This window comes from Phaeodactylibacter sp. (assembly GCF_022763345.1).
Lineage (GTDB): Bacteria > Bacteroidota > Bacteroidia > Chitinophagales > Saprospiraceae > Phaeodactylibacter.
In genome coordinates, this window is the sequence record NZ_JALEGS010000077.1 from 26,200 (window position 1) to 43,547 (window position 17,348).

Here is a 17,348-nt window from a genome sequence, read left to right on the forward strand (position 1 = left end):
GATTTGTAAAGGGCGTTAGGTGAGAGCCGGGGCTCGCATCTAAAGTTTTGTTTAATAGAGAATATCCTGCTCGAGGCAGGGGGGTATTCTATCCGATTGTAGGTTACGGAACCGGCACAGGACTTACCGGTTTAGTTGTCACAAAAATAGGCAAATATTTAAAACCCCGCCACTTTTGACCCGCTAAATGTGTAGTCTGTTGTGCATTCATCAAGGATCTATTCACATTGTTTTTTATTGAATATCAAAAACTTAGATAAAAACCGGGCAAACCCAAGCTCTATTGGGCTGCCCGGCGAAGGTGAAATTGTTCACCAAAAACCGTTTCTTCAGGAGTATAACCTACGATTGCCTTTATTCAAGAGATTAACCCCTTTAGACAATCGTCTACATTTTAGGTTTGCTACACAATACCCACTCCTTTTAATCCAAGACCCGTCTGAGGCAGGTTTCGCTTCTTTACGAAAGCGAGATTCAAGTATTTTGCCCCAAATTACACCAATTCGGGTATTGGATTCGGGTCTGTTTGCCAATAAGTTTTTGGGAAGAACCGGCAGACTTGGCTTAACGCAAGACAGTACCGGAATTGAAAAAGATGCCCTGAAATGTTCCGGAAAGGGAGAAGGCACGATGAATTAGCCTCCTCTTTTCTGACCGGTACAGGCTTTTAACGATTTGCGCTGATTTGTGAGCGCAAAACACATTGATATCAGTAAATATACTTTATTTTATGATGTTTTATGCCAGCCGATTTGGTTTTGACTGTCTTTTTTTCAAGTTTACTAAATTTGTGACGCTTGAAAAGGGATTTATTAGGATTTATCGCTATCTTTAAATCTTGGAATTCTCGTTTTTTCAGAGCATTCAAAACACAAAAACAACACTTCCCGGAGGTAAGCCTAAACAAACTTACAATCCATCAACCTCCACCCTATTTGCTACAGATCAGGTAGCTGTCTATCTGCACGATTAGAATTGCTTCCGGCAATGTTCTGTAGCAGCCCATTTCATCTTGTGCAGAATGCGATTTTCAGATTGCACTGCCTTATTACGATAAACATTCCACTAATTTCATCCCAGACCGTTTGCTGAGCCTGCCCAGGAAAGGACAAGGCGCGAGAGAGAGTATTTTATTCATTTAACCAACTACCAACTTTCGGAATACCATGAAAAAAATCCTTGTGGTGGATGACAAATCATCAATCAGCGACCTGATCGTACAATTGCTCAAGCAAAGCTATGACGTGGAGTCGAGGTCCAATGGCGTGGAAGCCATGGCTTACCTGCAAGATGGCAATCTCCCTGACCTAATTATCTCGGACCTTGAAATGCCTCAGATGTCTGGCTTTGAGCTCATCAAAGCAGTTCGGGAAAGCGGTTTTTTCTCAGATATCCCCATTATGATCCTCAGCAGCCTCGATAGTTCGGAAGACCGCATCAAGTGCCTCAAACTGGGCGCAGATGATTATATGATGAAGCCTTTCAATCCGGAAGAGTTGCTGATCCGGATCGAGAAGGCACTCAAATAGCAGCAGGGTCTTAAGATACCTTAAACTTTAGTAACCCAAATGAACAATTATGCACCTCCTTTATATAGGCGATGACCTCAAACTTTCAGAGTCCCTGCTTCGGCAGGAAGCGGGGCTGGAAATCCATCAGGAGCCCAACCCGCTCCGGGCCAGTGCCTGGCTGCAAAGCCGCCCGCCTCTTGACGGCATTATAGCCGAGTACCAACTGCCCGGGCGTACCGGGCCGGGGTATTACAAATACTTCGTCCAAAACTTCGACCCGCAACGCAAAACGCCCTACATCGTGGTTGCGCCCGAACGGACCAAAGAGCTGATCAAAGAAGCCATGGATGCCAAAGTTGATGACTTTTACGCCAAGCCCATTGACCCTGAGCAGTTGCTCGGTCGGCTACGCCGGCTTGCCCAGCTAAAAGCAGTCATGAGCTCAGCCACTTCAGTCCAGCCTGCCGCCAATTCCCAACTGGAAGAGTACAAAGTTGGCTTCCTCAAACGCTCCTTCGACATATTGGTCGCCCTGACCGCGCTAATCGTCCTTTCCCCCCTGCTTCTGATCACCATTCTGGCCATTAGGCTCGAGTCCAAGGGGAAGGTCTATTATATTTCCAAACGAGTAGGGACTGGCTACAAAATTTTCAATTTCCTGAAACTGCGTTCCATGTACCCGGATGCGGATAAACGCCTGAAGGAATTCCAGCACCTCAATCAATACAACAGCGAGGAAGAGGACAAGGATACAGTTGCTGAGCCACAGGAGCAAAAGGTTGCCGCCTCTGGAGGTGCTACCCTTTACGGAGATGACATTAGCGTAGACGAGCAGGCCCATTTGCGCAGTAAAAAACAGGAGCAGGCCCGCGCTTTCGTTAAGTTTGACAATGACCCCAGGATTACCAAGGTAGGGCACATCATACGCAAGCTAAGCATTGATGAGCTGCCACAACTGATCAATGTACTGAAAGGTGACATGTCCATCGTCGGCAACCGCCCCCTCCCCCTCTACGAGGCCGAACTCCTGACCACCGATGACTGGATCAAACGTTTTAACGGACCGGCAGGCATTACCGGGCTCTGGCAGGTGGAAGCACGCGGCCGTACGTCCAAAATGTCGCCGGAAGAACGAAAAGAATTAGACAACAAATACGTGGAAATTGCCAACAGCAAGTATGCGTTTTGGAAGGACATGTGGATTATTCTTAGGACCATACCAGCTGTTTTTCAAAAGGAAAATGTATGATTCGACTCCCTGCACTACTCTTTATTATTGCCTGTTTAGCGTGGCCCGCCGCCTTGCTTGCCCAAAGTCAGCAAGCCTTTATCGAGCGTAGCCTGGCCAGTAACGACATTACTCAACGGCTCCCGCCATTGGACACGCTACTGCAGGCTGCAGAACAGTATTCCCCTTTGCTCAAAGAGCAGGATGCCAACCTGGTCCTGGCCAAACTGGCAGAGCAGTCCCAGCGGCGCGACTGGATGCGGCACCTGGGGCTCAACCTGGGCTGGAGCTACGGTCAGTTTGATGCCCTCACTGTGAATCCGGATGCGCCGGTAGGAGTCGCCACCACCACCTCTTCTCAAAACCGCTACACGGTAGGAGCCTTTTTCAAGATGCCACTGTTCACGCCGATCAACCGAAGTAATGAGATTCAGGCCACAAAAATAGAGCAGGAGCAGGTCCGCTACCGGCGGCAGTTCCAGGCTATTGAGCTGCGCAAACTCGTCATCGCGCAATATCAGACTGTGGTACAGGCACACCGGCTACTGCTCATTTCCAACAACCGCTTGCAAACCATTAACTTACAAGCCAAACGTACCGAACGGGAATTCACCGATGGACTGATCACCGTGGGGGACTATACCCGCGTACAGGATATGCTCATCAATGCACTGGAAGCACTTGAGACCCGAAAAATTGAATTTGTTACTGCTTATTTACTGCTGGAAGAAACCACAGGCGTAAAATTAAACCTGTAAAGCCTTGAAATTCAACCTGCTATTTTTCGTACGGCTTTTTTTGAGGCATCTGCACCTGCTGATCATTGTACCGGTGCTGCTGGCAGGCCTTGTCTTTTACTTAACGCAGGATGAGGCTAAATCCTATTACTCAACGGTCAAGATTTACACAGGCATTGCCTCCGGCGCCTCCATTGAACTGGACAATCAGCGCTTCGACTACCGGGCAGCCAATACTGCTTTTGACAACCTCATTAATATAGTAGAATCCAAACGCACCCTGTCCGAAGTGGGGCTCCGGCTATTCTCCCAACATATGACGCTCACAGAGCCTGATCCTATGATTATCGGTAGGGAGAAATACTATGCTCTGATGAGAATTGTGCCGGAGGAGGTAAAAGCCCTGGCCAAACCCGGCGACTATGCCGGAAACTTGCAAAGGTTCCGGGAGTACATGAATCAGGGTACAGAAAACTTCCTGCACGAGCTCATTAACCTCCGGCACCCCGATTACAGCTATGAAAAAATCGGGGCTAAAATATGGGTCAAACGGCTCTCCAATAGCGATTTCATTGAACTGGGATATGAAACCGAAGACCCCGGCATCTGCCAGAATACCCTGCGCATCCTGGTGGAGGTCTTTACCGTCTTCAATACCGAGATCAAAGTCAATAACTCCGATGAGGTCGTCAAATATTTTCAGGCCCAGCTTCAGCATGCCGCTGAAGAACTGCGTATAGCGGAAGGCAACATGCAGGCTTTCAACAAGACCCACAATATCATCAACTATTACGAGCAGACAAAGCACATCGCCTCCCAGCGGGAACATACGGAGCTGGAGTACCAAAATGTCCTCACCAACTACCACGGCGCCAAAGCTATTCTCAAAAACCTGGAAAGCCGTATGGAGCTCCGCCAAAAACAGCGGTTAACCAGTCAGGCGGTCCTGGAAACCCGGGACGAAATTGCTGAGGCGAACTTCCAGATTGCTATGCTCGAAATCACTCCGCCTGCTGATTCCCTCAAACGGGAAAACAATGCCCAAAGGATTTATCAGCTTCGATTAAGAGCGGATTCCCTGGAACGCAAGCTGGGCGCGGTCATCGATACCCTCTACCGTGCCGATATAGACCAAAACGGGCTGCCTTCAACTTCTATCCTGGACAACTGGCTTAATACCGTCATGGAAGTAGAGCGCAAGGAAGCCCAGATCAAGGTGTTTGAAGAAAAACGGGAAGAATTTGAAGAGCTCTACGCCACCTTCTCCCCACTCGGCGCCGAAATGAAGCGGTTGGAGCGCAAAATCGACGTAGCCGAACGGGAGTACCTCAGCATCCTTCACAGCCTTGGGCTGGCTAAGCTCAAGCAGCAGAGCATCGAGATGAAGTCTAACTATACGATTGCCGAGCCGGCCTACTATCCACTCATACCTAAACCCAGCAAACGGAAAATCCTGATTGCAGCAGCTGGGGTTATGGGCTTTGCGCTTACGGCTTTTACAATCCTGCTTTTGGAGTTCCTGGATACCAACATCAAGGACGCCCGCCGGGCAGAGAAGAAAATAGGCCTGCCGGTCACGGCCATCTACCCCAAGCTGGTACGCCGGAGCCGCCGCATTGATGTGGACTACCTGCAAGACCGGGCTACAGACGCGATCCTGCTCAATGTGGCTTTCGCCGACCGGGAAAAGGAAGCCAACCCCGAGGCCCCTTCCGTCAACTTTTTCATCTCTACCCAGAAAAATGACGGTAAGACTTTCATCGGGCACCGCTTGCTCAACAAGCTGGCTGGAATGGGCTACCGCACCCTGTTCCTTACCCCTGAAAACAAAGAATACTCCATGGAGGAAGGGACCTACGACCACCGGGAATTCCCCTCCGACTGCAAGCTGTATGCTAAAGAACGACTTTCCGAGCTCAATCCGGACCTTAGCCCTGAACAACTAAGCGCCTATGACTTCATCTTTGTGGAAGCCCCCCCAATCATCTCAAAGGCTTTCCCGGTGAAGCTGTTCCATGAAGCAGACCATGTCTACCTGGTGGTGCGCGCCAACCGCCCCTGGAGCGAAGCTGACAAAAACGCGATGAAGGTGTTTCGGGAAATTGCGCCGGAGCCGGAGCCCAGTGTCATCCTCAATGGTGTCGAATTACTGGAGATGGAGTCTGTGCTGGGCGATCTGCCCCGCCGTCGGACCTGGGTGCGGCGGTTTATTAAGAATGCTCTCCGCCTTCGGTTCTTCTCAAAACGAAAACTATGAGGCTCGTTTCCGTCATAAAAAAGGTGCTTTTTGAGAAGAATATGTCTTCTTTGCTCAGCAACGTGTCTGTTGCAGCTGCTGGCCTGGCGAGCTTTATGCTGCTGGCCCGTCAGCTGGATAAGGCGGCTTTCGGAGACTGGGTACTGTATGTAGCGTTGGCTTCCTTTATTGATTTATTGCGGTTTGGGCTCACCAAAACATCTTCCGTGCGCCTTTTGTCAGGGGCGGCGGCAGAACAGCAATGGGCCATCATGGGCACAAGCTTCCGGATTAACCTCTGGCTCTTAGGTGCCGTGGCAGCGGTTTGCTGGCCCCTCGCTTTCTGGGCACAGCAGGCAGGTACAGGCATCAGTCGGGGCTATCTTTTGTTCCTGCAGTGGTACCCCATTCTTGCCCTGTTCAATATGAACTGGAACAACGCCACCTCCCTCTTTCAGGCTGAGCAGCAGTTCCGCCGCATGATGTACGTACGCCTTGCGGCAACGGGCAGTTTTGTCCTTTTCCTGGCTGCCAATGGTTTGTATTTCAAGTGGGGTTTGATGGAAATCCTCTACGCCCACCTCGCCTGCAACCTGCTGGCCAGCCTTTGGACGACTTTTGCCAAATGGGATGGAATGGCCTATCTGGGCAAAGCCACCCAGCCTATCCAAAAGGAACTGATTGATTTTGGCAAATACTCCATGGGGACACTCGTGGGGTCAAGCCTGCTCAAAAGTGCGGACACCTTTATTATTGGTTTGAGCCCGGTAATGGGTTCTACCGCTGTAGCCCTCTACGCAATTCCGCTCAAGCTGACCGACCTGCTTGGTATCCCACTGCGCAGCTTTACCATGACCGCTTATCCCCGGATGGCCAAACGGTATCATGAGGAAGATATGGCTGGTGTGCGCAAGATATTCTATGGGTATACCGGTGCCGTGACCCTGCTTTTTATACCGGTGGCTGTGCTCTGTTTCATTCTGGCTGAGCCTTTAATCCTCTTTCTGGGCGGCAGCAATTACGCAGATAGCCTCCCACAGGTCACTTTGATTTTCCGGATTTTTACGCTTTATACGCTACTGTTGCCCATCGACCGCTTTTCCGGAGTAGCCCTGGATAGCATCAACCGCCCTAAAGTGAACCTGCAAAAGGTAGTGGTGATGACAATCGCCAACGTTGTAATTGACCTCGTCGGAGTTTTTGTATTCCAGTCTCTGGAGGTGGTCGCTATCGGAACCATTGTATTCACAATGATTGGTATCGGCATCGGCATGCGGGAGTTGAAACGGGAGTTGCAGGTGCAATCCAGGTACATCTGGACCGAAGGGCTCGCTTTTTTTAAGAACCTCAAAAGCTTTTTAGCCGTATGAGCAGCGAGGTCTACAAAAAAGCGAGTGGTGCCAGCTGGCTACAGAAGCCCATACCCATACTAATCATGTTGGGGGTACAACTGGTCATGGCCTATGGTATCGCTACTAAAGGGTTATCGGTTGGCATTCTGGGCATAGCCCTGCCCATTGTGATCTCATTTGTCCTCGCGGTTATGCTTTACCCGCAAATTGGGTTTTATACTCTTTTTTTTCAGGCCTTTGTCATCCTGGGGGCCAGCCGGTATGTGCCCGCCCAATGGGGGCTGACAATTGACGGAGTGCTATTCCTCATGTACGGCTCCCTGTTCTTCAAAACCTTTCACCAGGATGTACCCTGGGAAAAAGCCAAAAGTGACATCACCCTGGTCGCCTTTATCTGGTATGGCTACCTGTTGTTCCAAATTGTCAACCCGGAAGCAGCCAGCCGGGCGGCCTGGTTTTATGCCATGCGCGGGCTGGGGCTTTACATGCTGCTGATCATCCCGCTCATCCTGATCATCTTTGATAAGCGGCAGCACATGCATGGCTTCTTCATCATTTGGGGCATCATGTCGTTCCTGGGTACCTTGAAAGGCGCCCAGCAACTCGTCCTTGGCCCGGACCCTTTCGAGCAAGCCTGGCTGGATAAAGGGGCTGCGGAGACGCATATTTTGTTTGGCAAACTGCGGGTCTTCTCTTTCTACTCCGATGCCGGGCAGTTTGGGGGCGCTCAGGCGCACGCAGGAGTCGTGTTCGGGATACTGGCGCTGGCGCAAAACCGGAATTTTTGGCTCCGGGTTTTCTACATTGTGGTTTCCCTGGGTGGCATTTATGGCATGTTTATTTCCGGTACCCGGGGGGCTATTGCCGTACCCATAATGGGTGGCGCCCTGTACTTTGTGCTCAAAAAGAATATCTATGTAATGGTCATCGGCGCGATTATGGGGATTGCCTTCATCGGCTTCTTCAAGTATACGACGATTGGCAATAATATCGATCAGATCAGGCGTATGCGCACCGCCTTCGACCCGGAGGACAAGTCCCTGCAGGTACGACTGGAAAACCAACGGAAGCTCAAGAGCTATCTGGCTTCCCGGCCCATAGGAGGGGGCATCGGTTCCTCGGGCAACTGGGGCCGCCGGTTTAGCCCCAATACCTTCCTGGCCAATACCCCTACCGACAGCTGGTATGTAATGATCTGGGCAGAGCTGGGCATAGTAGGTCTTTTTTTGCACCTCGGTGTGTTGTTTTATATCCTGGGTAAGGCCTGTTACCTGGCGATGTTCAAAATCAGAGACGACTGGATACGCGGGACGACTACCGCTATGGCCTGTGGTATGTTTGGCGTCATGGTCGCTTCTTACGGCAACGGTGTATTAGGGCAATTCCCTACCGGCCCCATGATCTATGCCAGCATGGCTTTCATGTTCCTTTCAACCCGGATGGACGAGGAAGCACAGGCAGAAAAAGCTACAGCAACAGCAGAACCATAAAACCCCAACGAGACATGTATGCACAACCACTTGTTTCAATAATCACCATCAACTACAACGAGTCCGGCGTCACGCTGGAGTTGCTGAAGTCCCTGCGTGCACTCACCTATCCTTCGGTGGAGGTCATCGTGGTGGACAACGCTTCGCCTAATGACAACCCTGACCGCATTAAAGAAGCCTTCCCGGAGGTACGTCTCATCAAGAGCCCTGAAAACCTGGGTTTCGCCGGTGGCAACAACCTGGGCATTGATGCGGCAAAGGGGGAGTTCCTGTTCTTTATCAATAACGACACCGAAGTCCCTCCCGGTATTCTGGAGCCGCTCGTGGAAACGCTGCAAAAGCATCCGGAAATCGGCATTATCAGCCCCAAGATCAAATTTCACTGGGACCCCAGCCTCATTCAGTACGCAGGCTACACCCCTATGAACCCCTGGACCATCCGCAACAACAGCATTGGTTACCGGCAACCGGATGGGCCGGACTACGACACGGCCGGGCCAACCGAGTCCATCCACGGGGCTGCCATGATGGTACCCCGCCGGATCGTGGAGGAGATTGGTAAAATGCCCGAAGGCTATTTCCTGTACTACGAGGAGCACGACTGGGCAGCGATGATCCGCCGGGCAGGGTATGAGGCGTATTACCAACCAGCGTCCTACATTTTGCACAAGGAGTCGATCTCCACCGGTAAGAACAGCCCGCTCAAAACTTACTACCTGACCCGCAATCGGGTGCTCTATGCCCGGCGCAACTTCAGCAGCCTGCATTTGCTCTTCAGCATACTGTACCTCTGCCTGATTTCCATACCAAAGAATACCCTCACCTTCCTGCTACAGCGGCAGTGGGCGCACCTTTCCGCCTACTGGCGGGGCATCACCTGGAACCTCCATCACCCGGCAGCAGCCCGAACTTAAACACATCAACCATGGACTACTTATTTTACCTTACATCAGCTCTGGAATGGGCACTCCTGATTTACTTCGGCTTTGCGGCAGCCTATGTTTTTCTTTTTGCGCTGGCCAGCCTCCTACCCTATCGCCCCAAGCTTGCGGCAAAGTCCATTACGCGAAAAATCGCCGTGCTCATCCCGGGCTACAAGGAGGATGCCGTCATTGTGGATGTGGCGAAAGATGCCCTGCAACAAGACTACCCCGCTGAGCAATACGATGTGGTTGTTATTGCCGACTCTTTCCAGCCCCAAACACTTTCGGCCCTGCGCGAACTCCCCATAAGGCTGGTGGAAGTCTCTTTCGAGAAGAGCACCAAGTCTAAAGCCCTCAACCGTGCTATGGCAACCATTGGCGATGGCTATGATATTGCGCTGGTGCTGGATGCCGACAACCTGATGGAGCGCAGTTTTCTGACCAAAGTCAATGACGCCTTTGACCGGGGCTACTGGATTGTGCAGGGGCACCGGGCAGCTAAAAACCTCAATACGCCCTTCGCCATCCTGGATGCGGTCAGTGAGGAGGTCAACAACCAGATTTTCCGTAAGGGGCACCGGGTGCTGGGGTTGTCCTCGGCACTCATCGGCTCCGGTATGGCCTTTGACTACGCCTTCTTCAAAGAAACGATGGCGAATGTAAAAGCGGTGGGTGGCTTCGACAAGGAACTGGAGCTCAAGCTGCTGCGCGACCGGCAGACCATAGAATACCTGCCGGATGCAGTTGTACTGGATGAGAAAGTGCAAAAGTCAGAGGTATTTGCCAATCAGCGGCGGCGGTGGCTCTCGGCACAGCTCATTTACTTCAAGCGCTATGCGTGGTCGGGGCTTGCCGGCCTGCTGCGGGGCAATATCGACTTTGCCGATAAGGTATACCAAATGATTTCTCCGCCCCGGGTGCTGCTGTTGGGCATGGTGACCATCCTCGGAGGAGGGTACTTGCTCCTCAGCTGGTTATTCCCGGAGGCTTCCTGGCTAGCGTTATCCTTCCGGGAATGGCAATGGCCGCTGTTGCTAACCTACCTGGGCATGGCCCTGGCCGTCCCCCGCAAATTCTATAACCTTGACACCCTCAAGGCATTGTTCACCCTTCCGCGTGCCTTCGCGCTGATGTTCCTGTCGCTCTTCAAGCTCAAGGGCGCCAATAAAAAGTTCATCCACACTCAGCACGGCACGATCGAAGACAAAACCCCGAAGGCATGAGAATCGGAATAGAAGGCCAACGGTTGTTCCGCCCCAAAAAGCATGGGATGGACATGGTTGCTCTGGAGCTTATCAAAAACCTTCAGGAGATTGACCAGGAAAATGAATACATCATCTTCGTCAAACCGGATGAAGACAATACTTGTATCCCTGAAGCCCCCAATTTTAAGATCGTTGAACTTTCTGCCCCCGGAGGCTATCCGGTCTGGGAACAATGGGCGCTGCCCCGGGCTGCCCGTCAGCAAGGTTGTGACCTTCTGCATTGCACCAGTAACACAGGCCCGCTGCGCTCAAAGGTGCCGCTCATGATTACGCTGCACGATATTATCTACATGGAAAAGCTCAGCCTGTTCCAAAAAGGCAGCACCTGGTATCAAAGGCTGGGGAATGTGTACCGCCGCTTTGTGGTGCCCCCGGTACTGAAACGCAGCAAATGCGTTATTACCGTATCCAACTTCGAGAAAGACCGGATCAATGAGTTTTTCGGGCTCAAGCCCGGAAAGCTGACCGCAGTGTATAATGGTGTAAGCCCGCATTTCCGCAAGGTCACAGACCCGGACCTGCTCCTGAATGCGCGCGAGAAATACCGCCTGCCGGAGCGTTTCCTGTTTTTCCTGGGCAATACCGCCCCCAAAAAGAACACCCCCGGCGTGCTTAAGGCTTTTGCCGATTTTAATGCCAAACAGGAGACGCCCTACTACCTGGTCATGCTGGATTATGAAGAAGCTAAGCTTCAGCAAATCCTGCGGGATATCGGGCACCCCGGGCTCCGAGCCTATATCCACCTGACCGGGTATGTCCCGAATGTGGAACTGCCCGCGATCATTAGTCAGGCGAAGTTATTCCTGTATCCCTCCCTTCGGGAGAGTTTCGGCATCCCGATTCTGGAAGGTATGGCTTGTGGCGTGCCGGTCATCACCTCCAACACTTCATCGATGCCGGAGGTAGCAGGGGGTGACGCCTTATTGGTTGACCCTTTCCAACCGGCCGAAATCACTGCAGCCATAGAGCTGCTGCTGAATGATGAAGCCCTTTATCAATCGCTCAGCGAGCGGGGGCCAAAGCGGGCCGCCCAGTTTTCCTGGCGCGCTATGGCCGAGCAGGTGCTGGAACTGTATCAGGGCATCCACCAAAAAACCACTGTGGTATGAAGAAGGCACCCATCGTTTGCATATCGAATACCACCTGGCACGGAGCCTATACCAAATCTACGGTACAGCTCATGTCTCTCCTTGCCCGGGATCGGGAAGTCCTCTTTGTGGAATACCCCTTCACGGTGAAGGACGTACTCATGACTTGGCTGGACCGGCAGCAGGCGCCTGTAAAGCGTATGCTGGGCATTAAGCCAAGGGTACAAAAAATCGAAACGGCCTACGGTACGACAGTCCACCACCTGGTAGTACCTCCGGTCTTGCCGGTGGATTTCATTCCGGTTGATACTGTTTTTGAAATCCTTTTCCGGCGCAATGCGAGGCAGTACCGGCGGACCGTCCGCCGGGCAATGCGGCAATTGGGGCTTGAAGATGCCATCGTGGTCACGGCCTACAATCCTTTCTATGGCTTGCCTATGATTGGGAAGCTGGACGAACAGCTGAATGTCTACTACTGCTACGACGGCATCGGCACCCGTCGGCACGGACAACGGATTTTTGCAAGAGACCGTCGTTTTTCAGAAGCGGTAGATGCTATTATCGCCAGTTCTGATTTCATACGGCAGGAGAAACTGCCTCGCAACCCGGCTACCTACACCGTCAAAAACGGGGTAGATTATGCTACATTCCAGCCCTTTGCCAGGCAGGAAGTGCGAGACTACGGCAAAGGTCCGAAAGTCGGTTACCTGGGCAGCATGGACCACCGGTTCGATATTGACACGGTAGAGTATGCCATCAAAGTGCTCCCGGATTTCGAGTTTGAATTTGTGGGCAGCCTGCGCAATGAGGCCGTACGCGACCGTCTGGAGCCTTATCCCAATACAACCTTCCGCCCCCCTGTACGCCCCGACGAGGTCCCGGCGCTGATGGCCGACTGTGAAGTGGGCATTATCCCTTATCTCGTCAACGACATTAACCGTAGCATCTATCCCCTTAAGATCAATGAATACCTGGCGGTGGGCGTGCCGGTGGTCATGACCGCCTTTGCCGACCTGCCGGAGTTTGAGGGCTATGCCGCTCAGACGGATTCACCTGAAGCCTTTACAACTGCACTTCGGGAAGCCATTGCCACCGACAGCCCTGAGCAAATACAAGCACGTACAGCCTTTGCAATAAAAAACAGCTGGCAGGCAAAAGCCATGGAGTTTGATCAGTTGCTGACTGAGCTATGCCAGGAAAAGGCGGCCACGACCACAACTTAAACCCATACATATGCACATTCGAGCCAAGGCTAGTATGATGGCAGGTATTCGGCCCACGGTTTGGGCAATTGTGGCAACACGGTTGTCCCTGCTACAGCATTCAGGAACAACAGCCAGGCCCTACTCTGTCTCCCCTGGCGATCTTTAACCCCTTCAACAAACTAAACAGCCATGAGCTTCATTTCCAAAATCAAATCTAACCCTAAGACCAAAGCGTTTGCCCTTTGGCTGATCACGCCCAACCGCAACCCCCGGCCACGGTGGTGGGTGCGCAATATTCTGAACCGCTTTTTCCACAAACGGGGCAAAGGCTCTACCATCCGCCGGCGTTCCCGAATAGACGTATTCCCCTGGAACCGCTTCGAAATTGGCGACCTTACCACTATTGAAGATTTCACTACCGTTAACAATGGGTCCGGCGATGTCCTCATGGGCAACCGGGTGCGTATCGGGATCGGAAGTGTGGTCATCGGCCCGGTCACGATGGGCAATGGCTCCGGGCTGGGGCAGCATGTCTTCATTTCGGGCTTCAACCATGGCTACCAGGATGGCTCGAAAAACTCCAGTGTGCAGCCCCTGGATATCAAACCGGTGATTATTGAGGAAGAGGCACACATCGGCGCCAACTCCGTGGTAGTGGCTGGTGTGCGCATAGGCAAGCGTGTACAGGTCGGTGCGGGCAGTGTGGTCACCAAGGACATCCCCCCATTCTCGGTAGCGGTTGGCAACCCGGCCCGGGTCATCAAACGCTTTAATCAGGAGACAGGGCAGTGGGAGCGGGTGTAAGCAAGCTTTGTTCCTGCGCTTTTGGGAATGGTGTCCTCAGCGGTTTAGCCACAATAACCGGGCGTTCCCCTTTGCGTGTGGCTTTCAGGAGTACTCTGAAGTTATCTATTTGCTCAGGCACTTCAATTCCTGCCCAAAGGCCGGAACCCATTTTGGCAAACCGGTATTCTTCCGGCTCACTTCCCAGCCTCAATAGGAACCAATCCAGACGGTCGTAGTGCGTCGTGTCAACCAGGGCCCAGCGGTCTGCTCTGGGCTCAACAGCTGAGAACACGGCAATATCACCAGGATAAAGCACCTGAGCCGTTCTCAGAATGCTCAGCGGTGCAGCATCTGCCGGACGCGTATCCAATTCTGATCCCGGCTGAAGTACAGGATTATGCTGGTATTCCTCCCGAACCCATTGCTGTACCGCTTTGTCCTTGATGAGCTGAAAACGATACGTCGGCCAGTCCTGCAAAAGCCATACTGCACCAATAGAAATGATCGCCACCAACGGAAAAGCAGTCTTCCGGATCAGGGCGAATATCCCGTGGTTGAAAAGCCAAACGGCCCGCCGGACCTGCCGGATGCGGTGATCCAGCAAACGGAGCGACCGGCGGCTGTCGATGACGCGCCGCCAGCTGGCCTGCCGGCTCGCCAGGACCGTAAAGCTTAAAATGCTGATATTGAGCAGGGCCAGGCTGCTCATCATGGCGTAGTAAATATTGGGATGTGTATTCAGCCCGTAGATCACTGCTGCCAGGGATACACCGATGGCAATGAGATTGGGGATATTCAGGGGCCAGTTGTTGGCTTCCTGATTGTCTTTAGGGGTGGGGTCATAGGGCACCTTCCGGCGTAGGATGGCAAAGATCAGCCCCATGAGGTGAATCCACCAGGTTCCGATCAAAAGCAAGCCTCCAACGGTATGCAGCCCCCGTTCCCGCTCTTCCATCACCCAGTTCTGGGCATACTGCCTAATCGCTAGTCCGGAGACAAATAAGGGCAGCCCAATCAATGCGAACTCCACTAAATCCATGCGCATAGGCATATGGCCGGAAAAAAGCGCGATAACCGGAATAAGCAAATTGAGAAAATAGGCCGTACTCAGAAAATAGTATCCAGGCAGCACTCCGTAGTACAGTCTTTGCGGCCAGGTCAGCTTCCTGAATATCCGCGGATAAGTCGTAAACAACAATTCAAATACACCCCGTGACCACTTCAGCTGCTGTTTGTAATAAGCGGAAAGAGTAGACGGCACTAACCCCCGGGCAAGCACTCGTGGCACATAGACTGATTTCCACCCCTTTGCATGTAGCTGCATAGCCGTGTGCATGTCCTCTGCCAAGCCAGCAGCATGCCCGCCAATGGAGTCCAGTGCCTTTCGGCGAAAAGTGCAATTAGCCCCAATCGCCTGTACGGTACCATAAGAATTCATGGTCATCATCATCGGCCCATAGAATTGGAAGGTCTGTTGGGCTGCCCCTTTGGAAATCAGGGTCTCATGAATATTCTCGTAAGCTTGTACGGTCTGCACGAAACCGATCCGCTCATCGGCAAAGTGAGGAACTATATGGTCCAGGAAATCTGGCTGCGGCACATGGTCAGGATCAAGCACAAGGCATATTTCTCCGGTAGCTTGTTGCAGCGCATTATTGATATTGCCTGCCTTGGCATTGATTTTCTTCTCCCGGGTCACATGATGAATCCCCAGCTTCACACAAAAAGCTTTCAGGCGCGGGTCATCAGCTTCATCACAGAGGTAGGTTTCGTGCGGGTAGCGGATGTTTTTAATGGCAGCCAGTGTTTCCTCGATCATCTCGTAGGGCTCCCCCGCCACGAAGGTGGTCAGTACATCAACCGTGAACTCAGGCGGGTGCTCAGGCGTCTCCGGCACGCTAATGCTAAAGTAGTAAGTCCACTCGTGAAGGACCTTCCCACACAGCAGAGCAAGCGCAAAAAGCAGCAGCCAATAGAGTGGCGGATGTCCAATATGTACCGGTCGGAGCAATTCATACCAAAGAAAAATCATACTTGCCACCCCAGTTAGGATCAGGCTTCGCATGATTAAGGTCTGTAGTTTTGTAGGCGGGGTGATCATAGGGCTAAGTATTACTCAATAACGTAGAAAGGGGTGTTGGCTGCGGTCGCAATACTGCCTGGGTAATGCAGCGTTGCATATAGCCGGTATGGGCCTTCGTGTGCAGGTGCCCGAAACCGGACCATTTGCGTGCCGGCGGTGTCCAGCAAATGATCATATTGAATTACCGGAACCACCGTATCAAGCTCCAGTGAATACCAGTCCTCATTGAGCAGCATCCACCGGGTTTTCAGGGTGGAATCAGGCGGGGAGTCAAAAACTAAATGAGCCGTGTAGAGCTGCCCCGGCTGGAGCATAATATGATCAGAACTGCCGGCGCTGTCCAGGAGCATGTATTTCAGTTGGGGAGCAGTAGGGTAAGACAGGGAACAATCATTCAACTGTTCGTAAGCCTCATAAAGGGCTGTAGGACCCCCATCGTAGGTAATGGTATTGAACCAGGTCTCGGTCCGCTCCTGCTTATGCCCCCAGTAGAACAGGCAACTGCCCAGAAAACGGGGATCATGATAGGGCATTTCCTGGTAAAAGCGCTCTACTAATTCCTCTCCTTTTTTCCAGCCGGCATCTTCAATGGGAGCGCCCCATGCAGTCATTGGCACTTCCCAATAGCCATTGATGCTCCATTCACTGACAAAGTAGGGCCCGTCCCACATCCAGGCAAAATCAGCCATGTCCTGCTCCAGGTCTTTGAGCAACCCGAAGGTATTGATCCCCAAAAGGTCCAGATCGGGTATTTTGAGCCGGATGTTGGTAATGGTGCGCCGCTGAAAGTTCGTGAGGGCGGTAGCGACCGGGTGCTGCCCATCCACCTGATGAATCATCGCGAGCAGATCATTGTATGCCCGGTAAAATGGGATGTAGTTAGGCTTGTAGGGAAAATCGAGCTCGTTGCCCAATATCCACATCAGAAGCGCAGGGTGGTCTTTGTGCCGGCGAACAAAATCCTGGTAAGCATGAAACTGAGCTTTCACCTGCTGCTGATCCTGGTAAAACGAAAGATACTGACTTTTCGGTAGTGGCAGATCAGCAATAATGGCTATCCCATAATGAAGCGCGGTATCAAGGACCTCTGCCAGCCCCAGAGTATCGTACACACGGAGACAATTCCCACCGGCTTCTGCCAGTTGGCGGATATAACGGGGATCACCAGATGCGCCGTGTATGCGAAAAGGCTGGTTGTCTTTATAAAGCGTAAAAGCGCCATCAGACTCAGAAAGATAGACTTTCTTACCAAGTGGCGGTGCTGATTTAGCAGACCCTACTACCTGCAGGTCACAGGCAGTAGCCAGCCATAATAACAGCAGCCACCAGAAAAGTGCTAAAGGTTTCAATGTGCATATTCATTTGAGAGTGTGCAATTAATCACGCCTGTTCAATATACCTATCTGATTGACCGACCTAACCAAGCATTGTCTGCAGGTATAAG

The 17,348-nt window shown here is 52.1% G+C and carries 14 protein-coding genes; 12 read left to right on the forward strand and 2 right to left on the reverse strand.

The features are described from left to right. Positions 1-237: 237 nt before the first annotated feature. The 12 genes from MRY86_RS20795 (at position 238) to MRY86_RS20850 (ending at position 13,839) form a co-directional block, all read left to right on the forward strand. A complete protein-coding gene (locus MRY86_RS20795) occupies positions 238-639 on the forward strand; it encodes a hypothetical protein (protein WP_293567142.1) in 402 nt (133 codons plus the stop codon). A 527-nt stretch (positions 640-1,166) separates the two neighbouring features. Continuing rightward, on the forward strand, positions 1,167-1,529 hold the full coding sequence (locus tag MRY86_RS20800; protein ID WP_293567143.1) for a response regulator transcription factor: 363 nt from the start codon (positions 1,167-1,169) through the stop codon (positions 1,527-1,529). Between the two features lie 49 nt (positions 1,530-1,578). Then, positions 1,579-2,760 carry a sugar transferase gene (locus tag MRY86_RS20805; RefSeq protein ID WP_293567144.1) on the forward strand — a complete coding sequence of 394 codons (1,182 nt, stop codon included), beginning with the start codon at positions 1,579-1,581 and terminating at the stop codon, positions 2,758-2,760. Beyond that, a complete protein-coding gene (locus tag MRY86_RS20810; protein WP_293567145.1) occupies positions 2,757-3,497 on the forward strand; it encodes a TolC family protein in 741 nt (246 codons plus the stop codon). The genes MRY86_RS20805 and MRY86_RS20810 overlap by 4 nt, the downstream gene beginning before the upstream one ends. A 4-nt stretch (positions 3,498-3,501) precedes the next feature. Further along, the gene (locus MRY86_RS20815) at positions 3,502-5,733 is read left to right on the forward strand and encodes a hypothetical protein (protein WP_293567146.1); all 2,232 of its coding nucleotides are present in this window, start codon (positions 3,502-3,504) and stop codon (positions 5,731-5,733) included. Continuing rightward, positions 5,730-7,082 (forward strand): oligosaccharide flippase family protein, encoded by a 1,353-nt coding sequence (locus MRY86_RS20820; protein ID WP_293567147.1) that lies wholly within the window; start codon positions 5,730-5,732, stop codon positions 7,080-7,082. Before MRY86_RS20815 ends, MRY86_RS20820 begins: the two co-directional genes overlap by 4 nt. After that, positions 7,079-8,554: an O-antigen ligase family protein gene (locus MRY86_RS20825; protein ID WP_293567148.1), complete on the forward strand. Its 1,476-nt coding sequence runs from the start codon at positions 7,079-7,081 to the stop codon at positions 8,552-8,554. The genes MRY86_RS20820 and MRY86_RS20825 overlap by 4 nt, the downstream gene beginning before the upstream one ends. Before the next feature lie 14 nt (positions 8,555-8,568). After that, positions 8,569-9,468 (forward strand): glycosyltransferase family 2 protein, encoded by a 900-nt coding sequence (locus MRY86_RS20830; RefSeq protein WP_293567149.1) that lies wholly within the window; start codon positions 8,569-8,571, stop codon positions 9,466-9,468. Between the two features lie 11 nt (positions 9,469-9,479). Then, positions 9,480-10,700 carry a glycosyltransferase family 2 protein gene (locus MRY86_RS20835; protein ID WP_293567150.1) on the forward strand — a complete coding sequence of 407 codons (1,221 nt, stop codon included), beginning with the start codon at positions 9,480-9,482 and terminating at the stop codon, positions 10,698-10,700. Continuing rightward, positions 10,697-11,851 (forward strand): glycosyltransferase family 1 protein, encoded by a 1,155-nt coding sequence (locus MRY86_RS20840; RefSeq protein ID WP_293567151.1) that lies wholly within the window; start codon positions 10,697-10,699, stop codon positions 11,849-11,851. Before MRY86_RS20835 ends, MRY86_RS20840 begins: the two co-directional genes overlap by 4 nt. Then, complete coding sequence (locus MRY86_RS20845) at positions 11,848-13,053, forward strand: glycosyltransferase (protein ID WP_293567152.1); 1,206 nt, start codon at positions 11,848-11,850, stop codon at positions 13,051-13,053. The genes MRY86_RS20840 and MRY86_RS20845 overlap by 4 nt, the downstream gene beginning before the upstream one ends. A 171-nt stretch (positions 13,054-13,224) precedes the next feature. After that, on the forward strand, positions 13,225-13,839 hold the full coding sequence (locus tag MRY86_RS20850) for an acyltransferase (RefSeq protein ID WP_293567153.1): 615 nt from the start codon (positions 13,225-13,227) through the stop codon (positions 13,837-13,839). Here MRY86_RS20850 and MRY86_RS20855 read toward each other — a convergent pair. Together MRY86_RS20855 and MRY86_RS20860 are read right to left on the reverse strand one after the other, a co-directional pair. Then, complete coding sequence (locus tag MRY86_RS20855; RefSeq protein ID WP_293567154.1) at positions 13,805-15,886, reverse strand: glycosyltransferase family 2 protein; 2,082 nt, start codon at positions 15,884-15,886, stop codon at positions 13,805-13,807. The two genes, MRY86_RS20850 and MRY86_RS20855, sit on opposite strands and share 35 nt — an antisense overlap. A gap of 47 nt (positions 15,887-15,933) precedes the next feature. Then, entirely contained in the window at positions 15,934-17,253 is a 1,320-nt protein-coding gene (locus MRY86_RS20860) for a glycoside hydrolase family 2 TIM barrel-domain containing protein (protein ID WP_293567155.1), read from the reverse strand. Positions 17,254-17,348: the final 95 nt, after the last annotated feature.

What these genes read in the sequence shown, in the direction of transcription:
- MRY86_RS20825 (WP_293567148.1), top strand. Translation starts at nt 7,079, where the DNA reads ATGAGCAGCGAGGTCTACAAAAAAGCGAGTGGTGCCAGCTGGCTACAG.
- MRY86_RS20800 (WP_293567143.1), top strand. Translation starts at nt 1,167, where the DNA reads ATGAAAAAAATCCTTGTGGTGGATGACAAATCATCAATCAGCGACCTG.
- MRY86_RS20830 (WP_293567149.1), top strand. Translation starts at nt 8,569, where the DNA reads ATGTATGCACAACCACTTGTTTCAATAATCACCATCAACTACAACGAG.
- MRY86_RS20840 (WP_293567151.1), top strand. Translation starts at nt 10,697, where the DNA reads ATGAGAATCGGAATAGAAGGCCAACGGTTGTTCCGCCCCAAAAAGCAT.
- MRY86_RS20845 (WP_293567152.1), top strand. Translation starts at nt 11,848, where the DNA reads ATGAAGAAGGCACCCATCGTTTGCATATCGAATACCACCTGGCACGGA.
- MRY86_RS20850 (WP_293567153.1), top strand. Translation starts at nt 13,225, where the DNA reads ATGAGCTTCATTTCCAAAATCAAATCTAACCCTAAGACCAAAGCGTTT.
- MRY86_RS20820 (WP_293567147.1), top strand. Translation starts at nt 5,730, where the DNA reads ATGAGGCTCGTTTCCGTCATAAAAAAGGTGCTTTTTGAGAAGAATATG.
- MRY86_RS20855 (WP_293567154.1), bottom strand. Translation starts at nt 15,886, where the DNA reads ATGCGAAGCCTGATCCTAACTGGGGTGGCAAGTATGATTTTTCTTTGG.
- MRY86_RS20810 (WP_293567145.1), top strand. Translation starts at nt 2,757, where the DNA reads ATGATTCGACTCCCTGCACTACTCTTTATTATTGCCTGTTTAGCGTGG.
- MRY86_RS20805 (WP_293567144.1), top strand. Translation starts at nt 1,579, where the DNA reads ATGCACCTCCTTTATATAGGCGATGACCTCAAACTTTCAGAGTCCCTG.
- MRY86_RS20835 (WP_293567150.1), top strand. Translation starts at nt 9,480, where the DNA reads ATGGACTACTTATTTTACCTTACATCAGCTCTGGAATGGGCACTCCTG.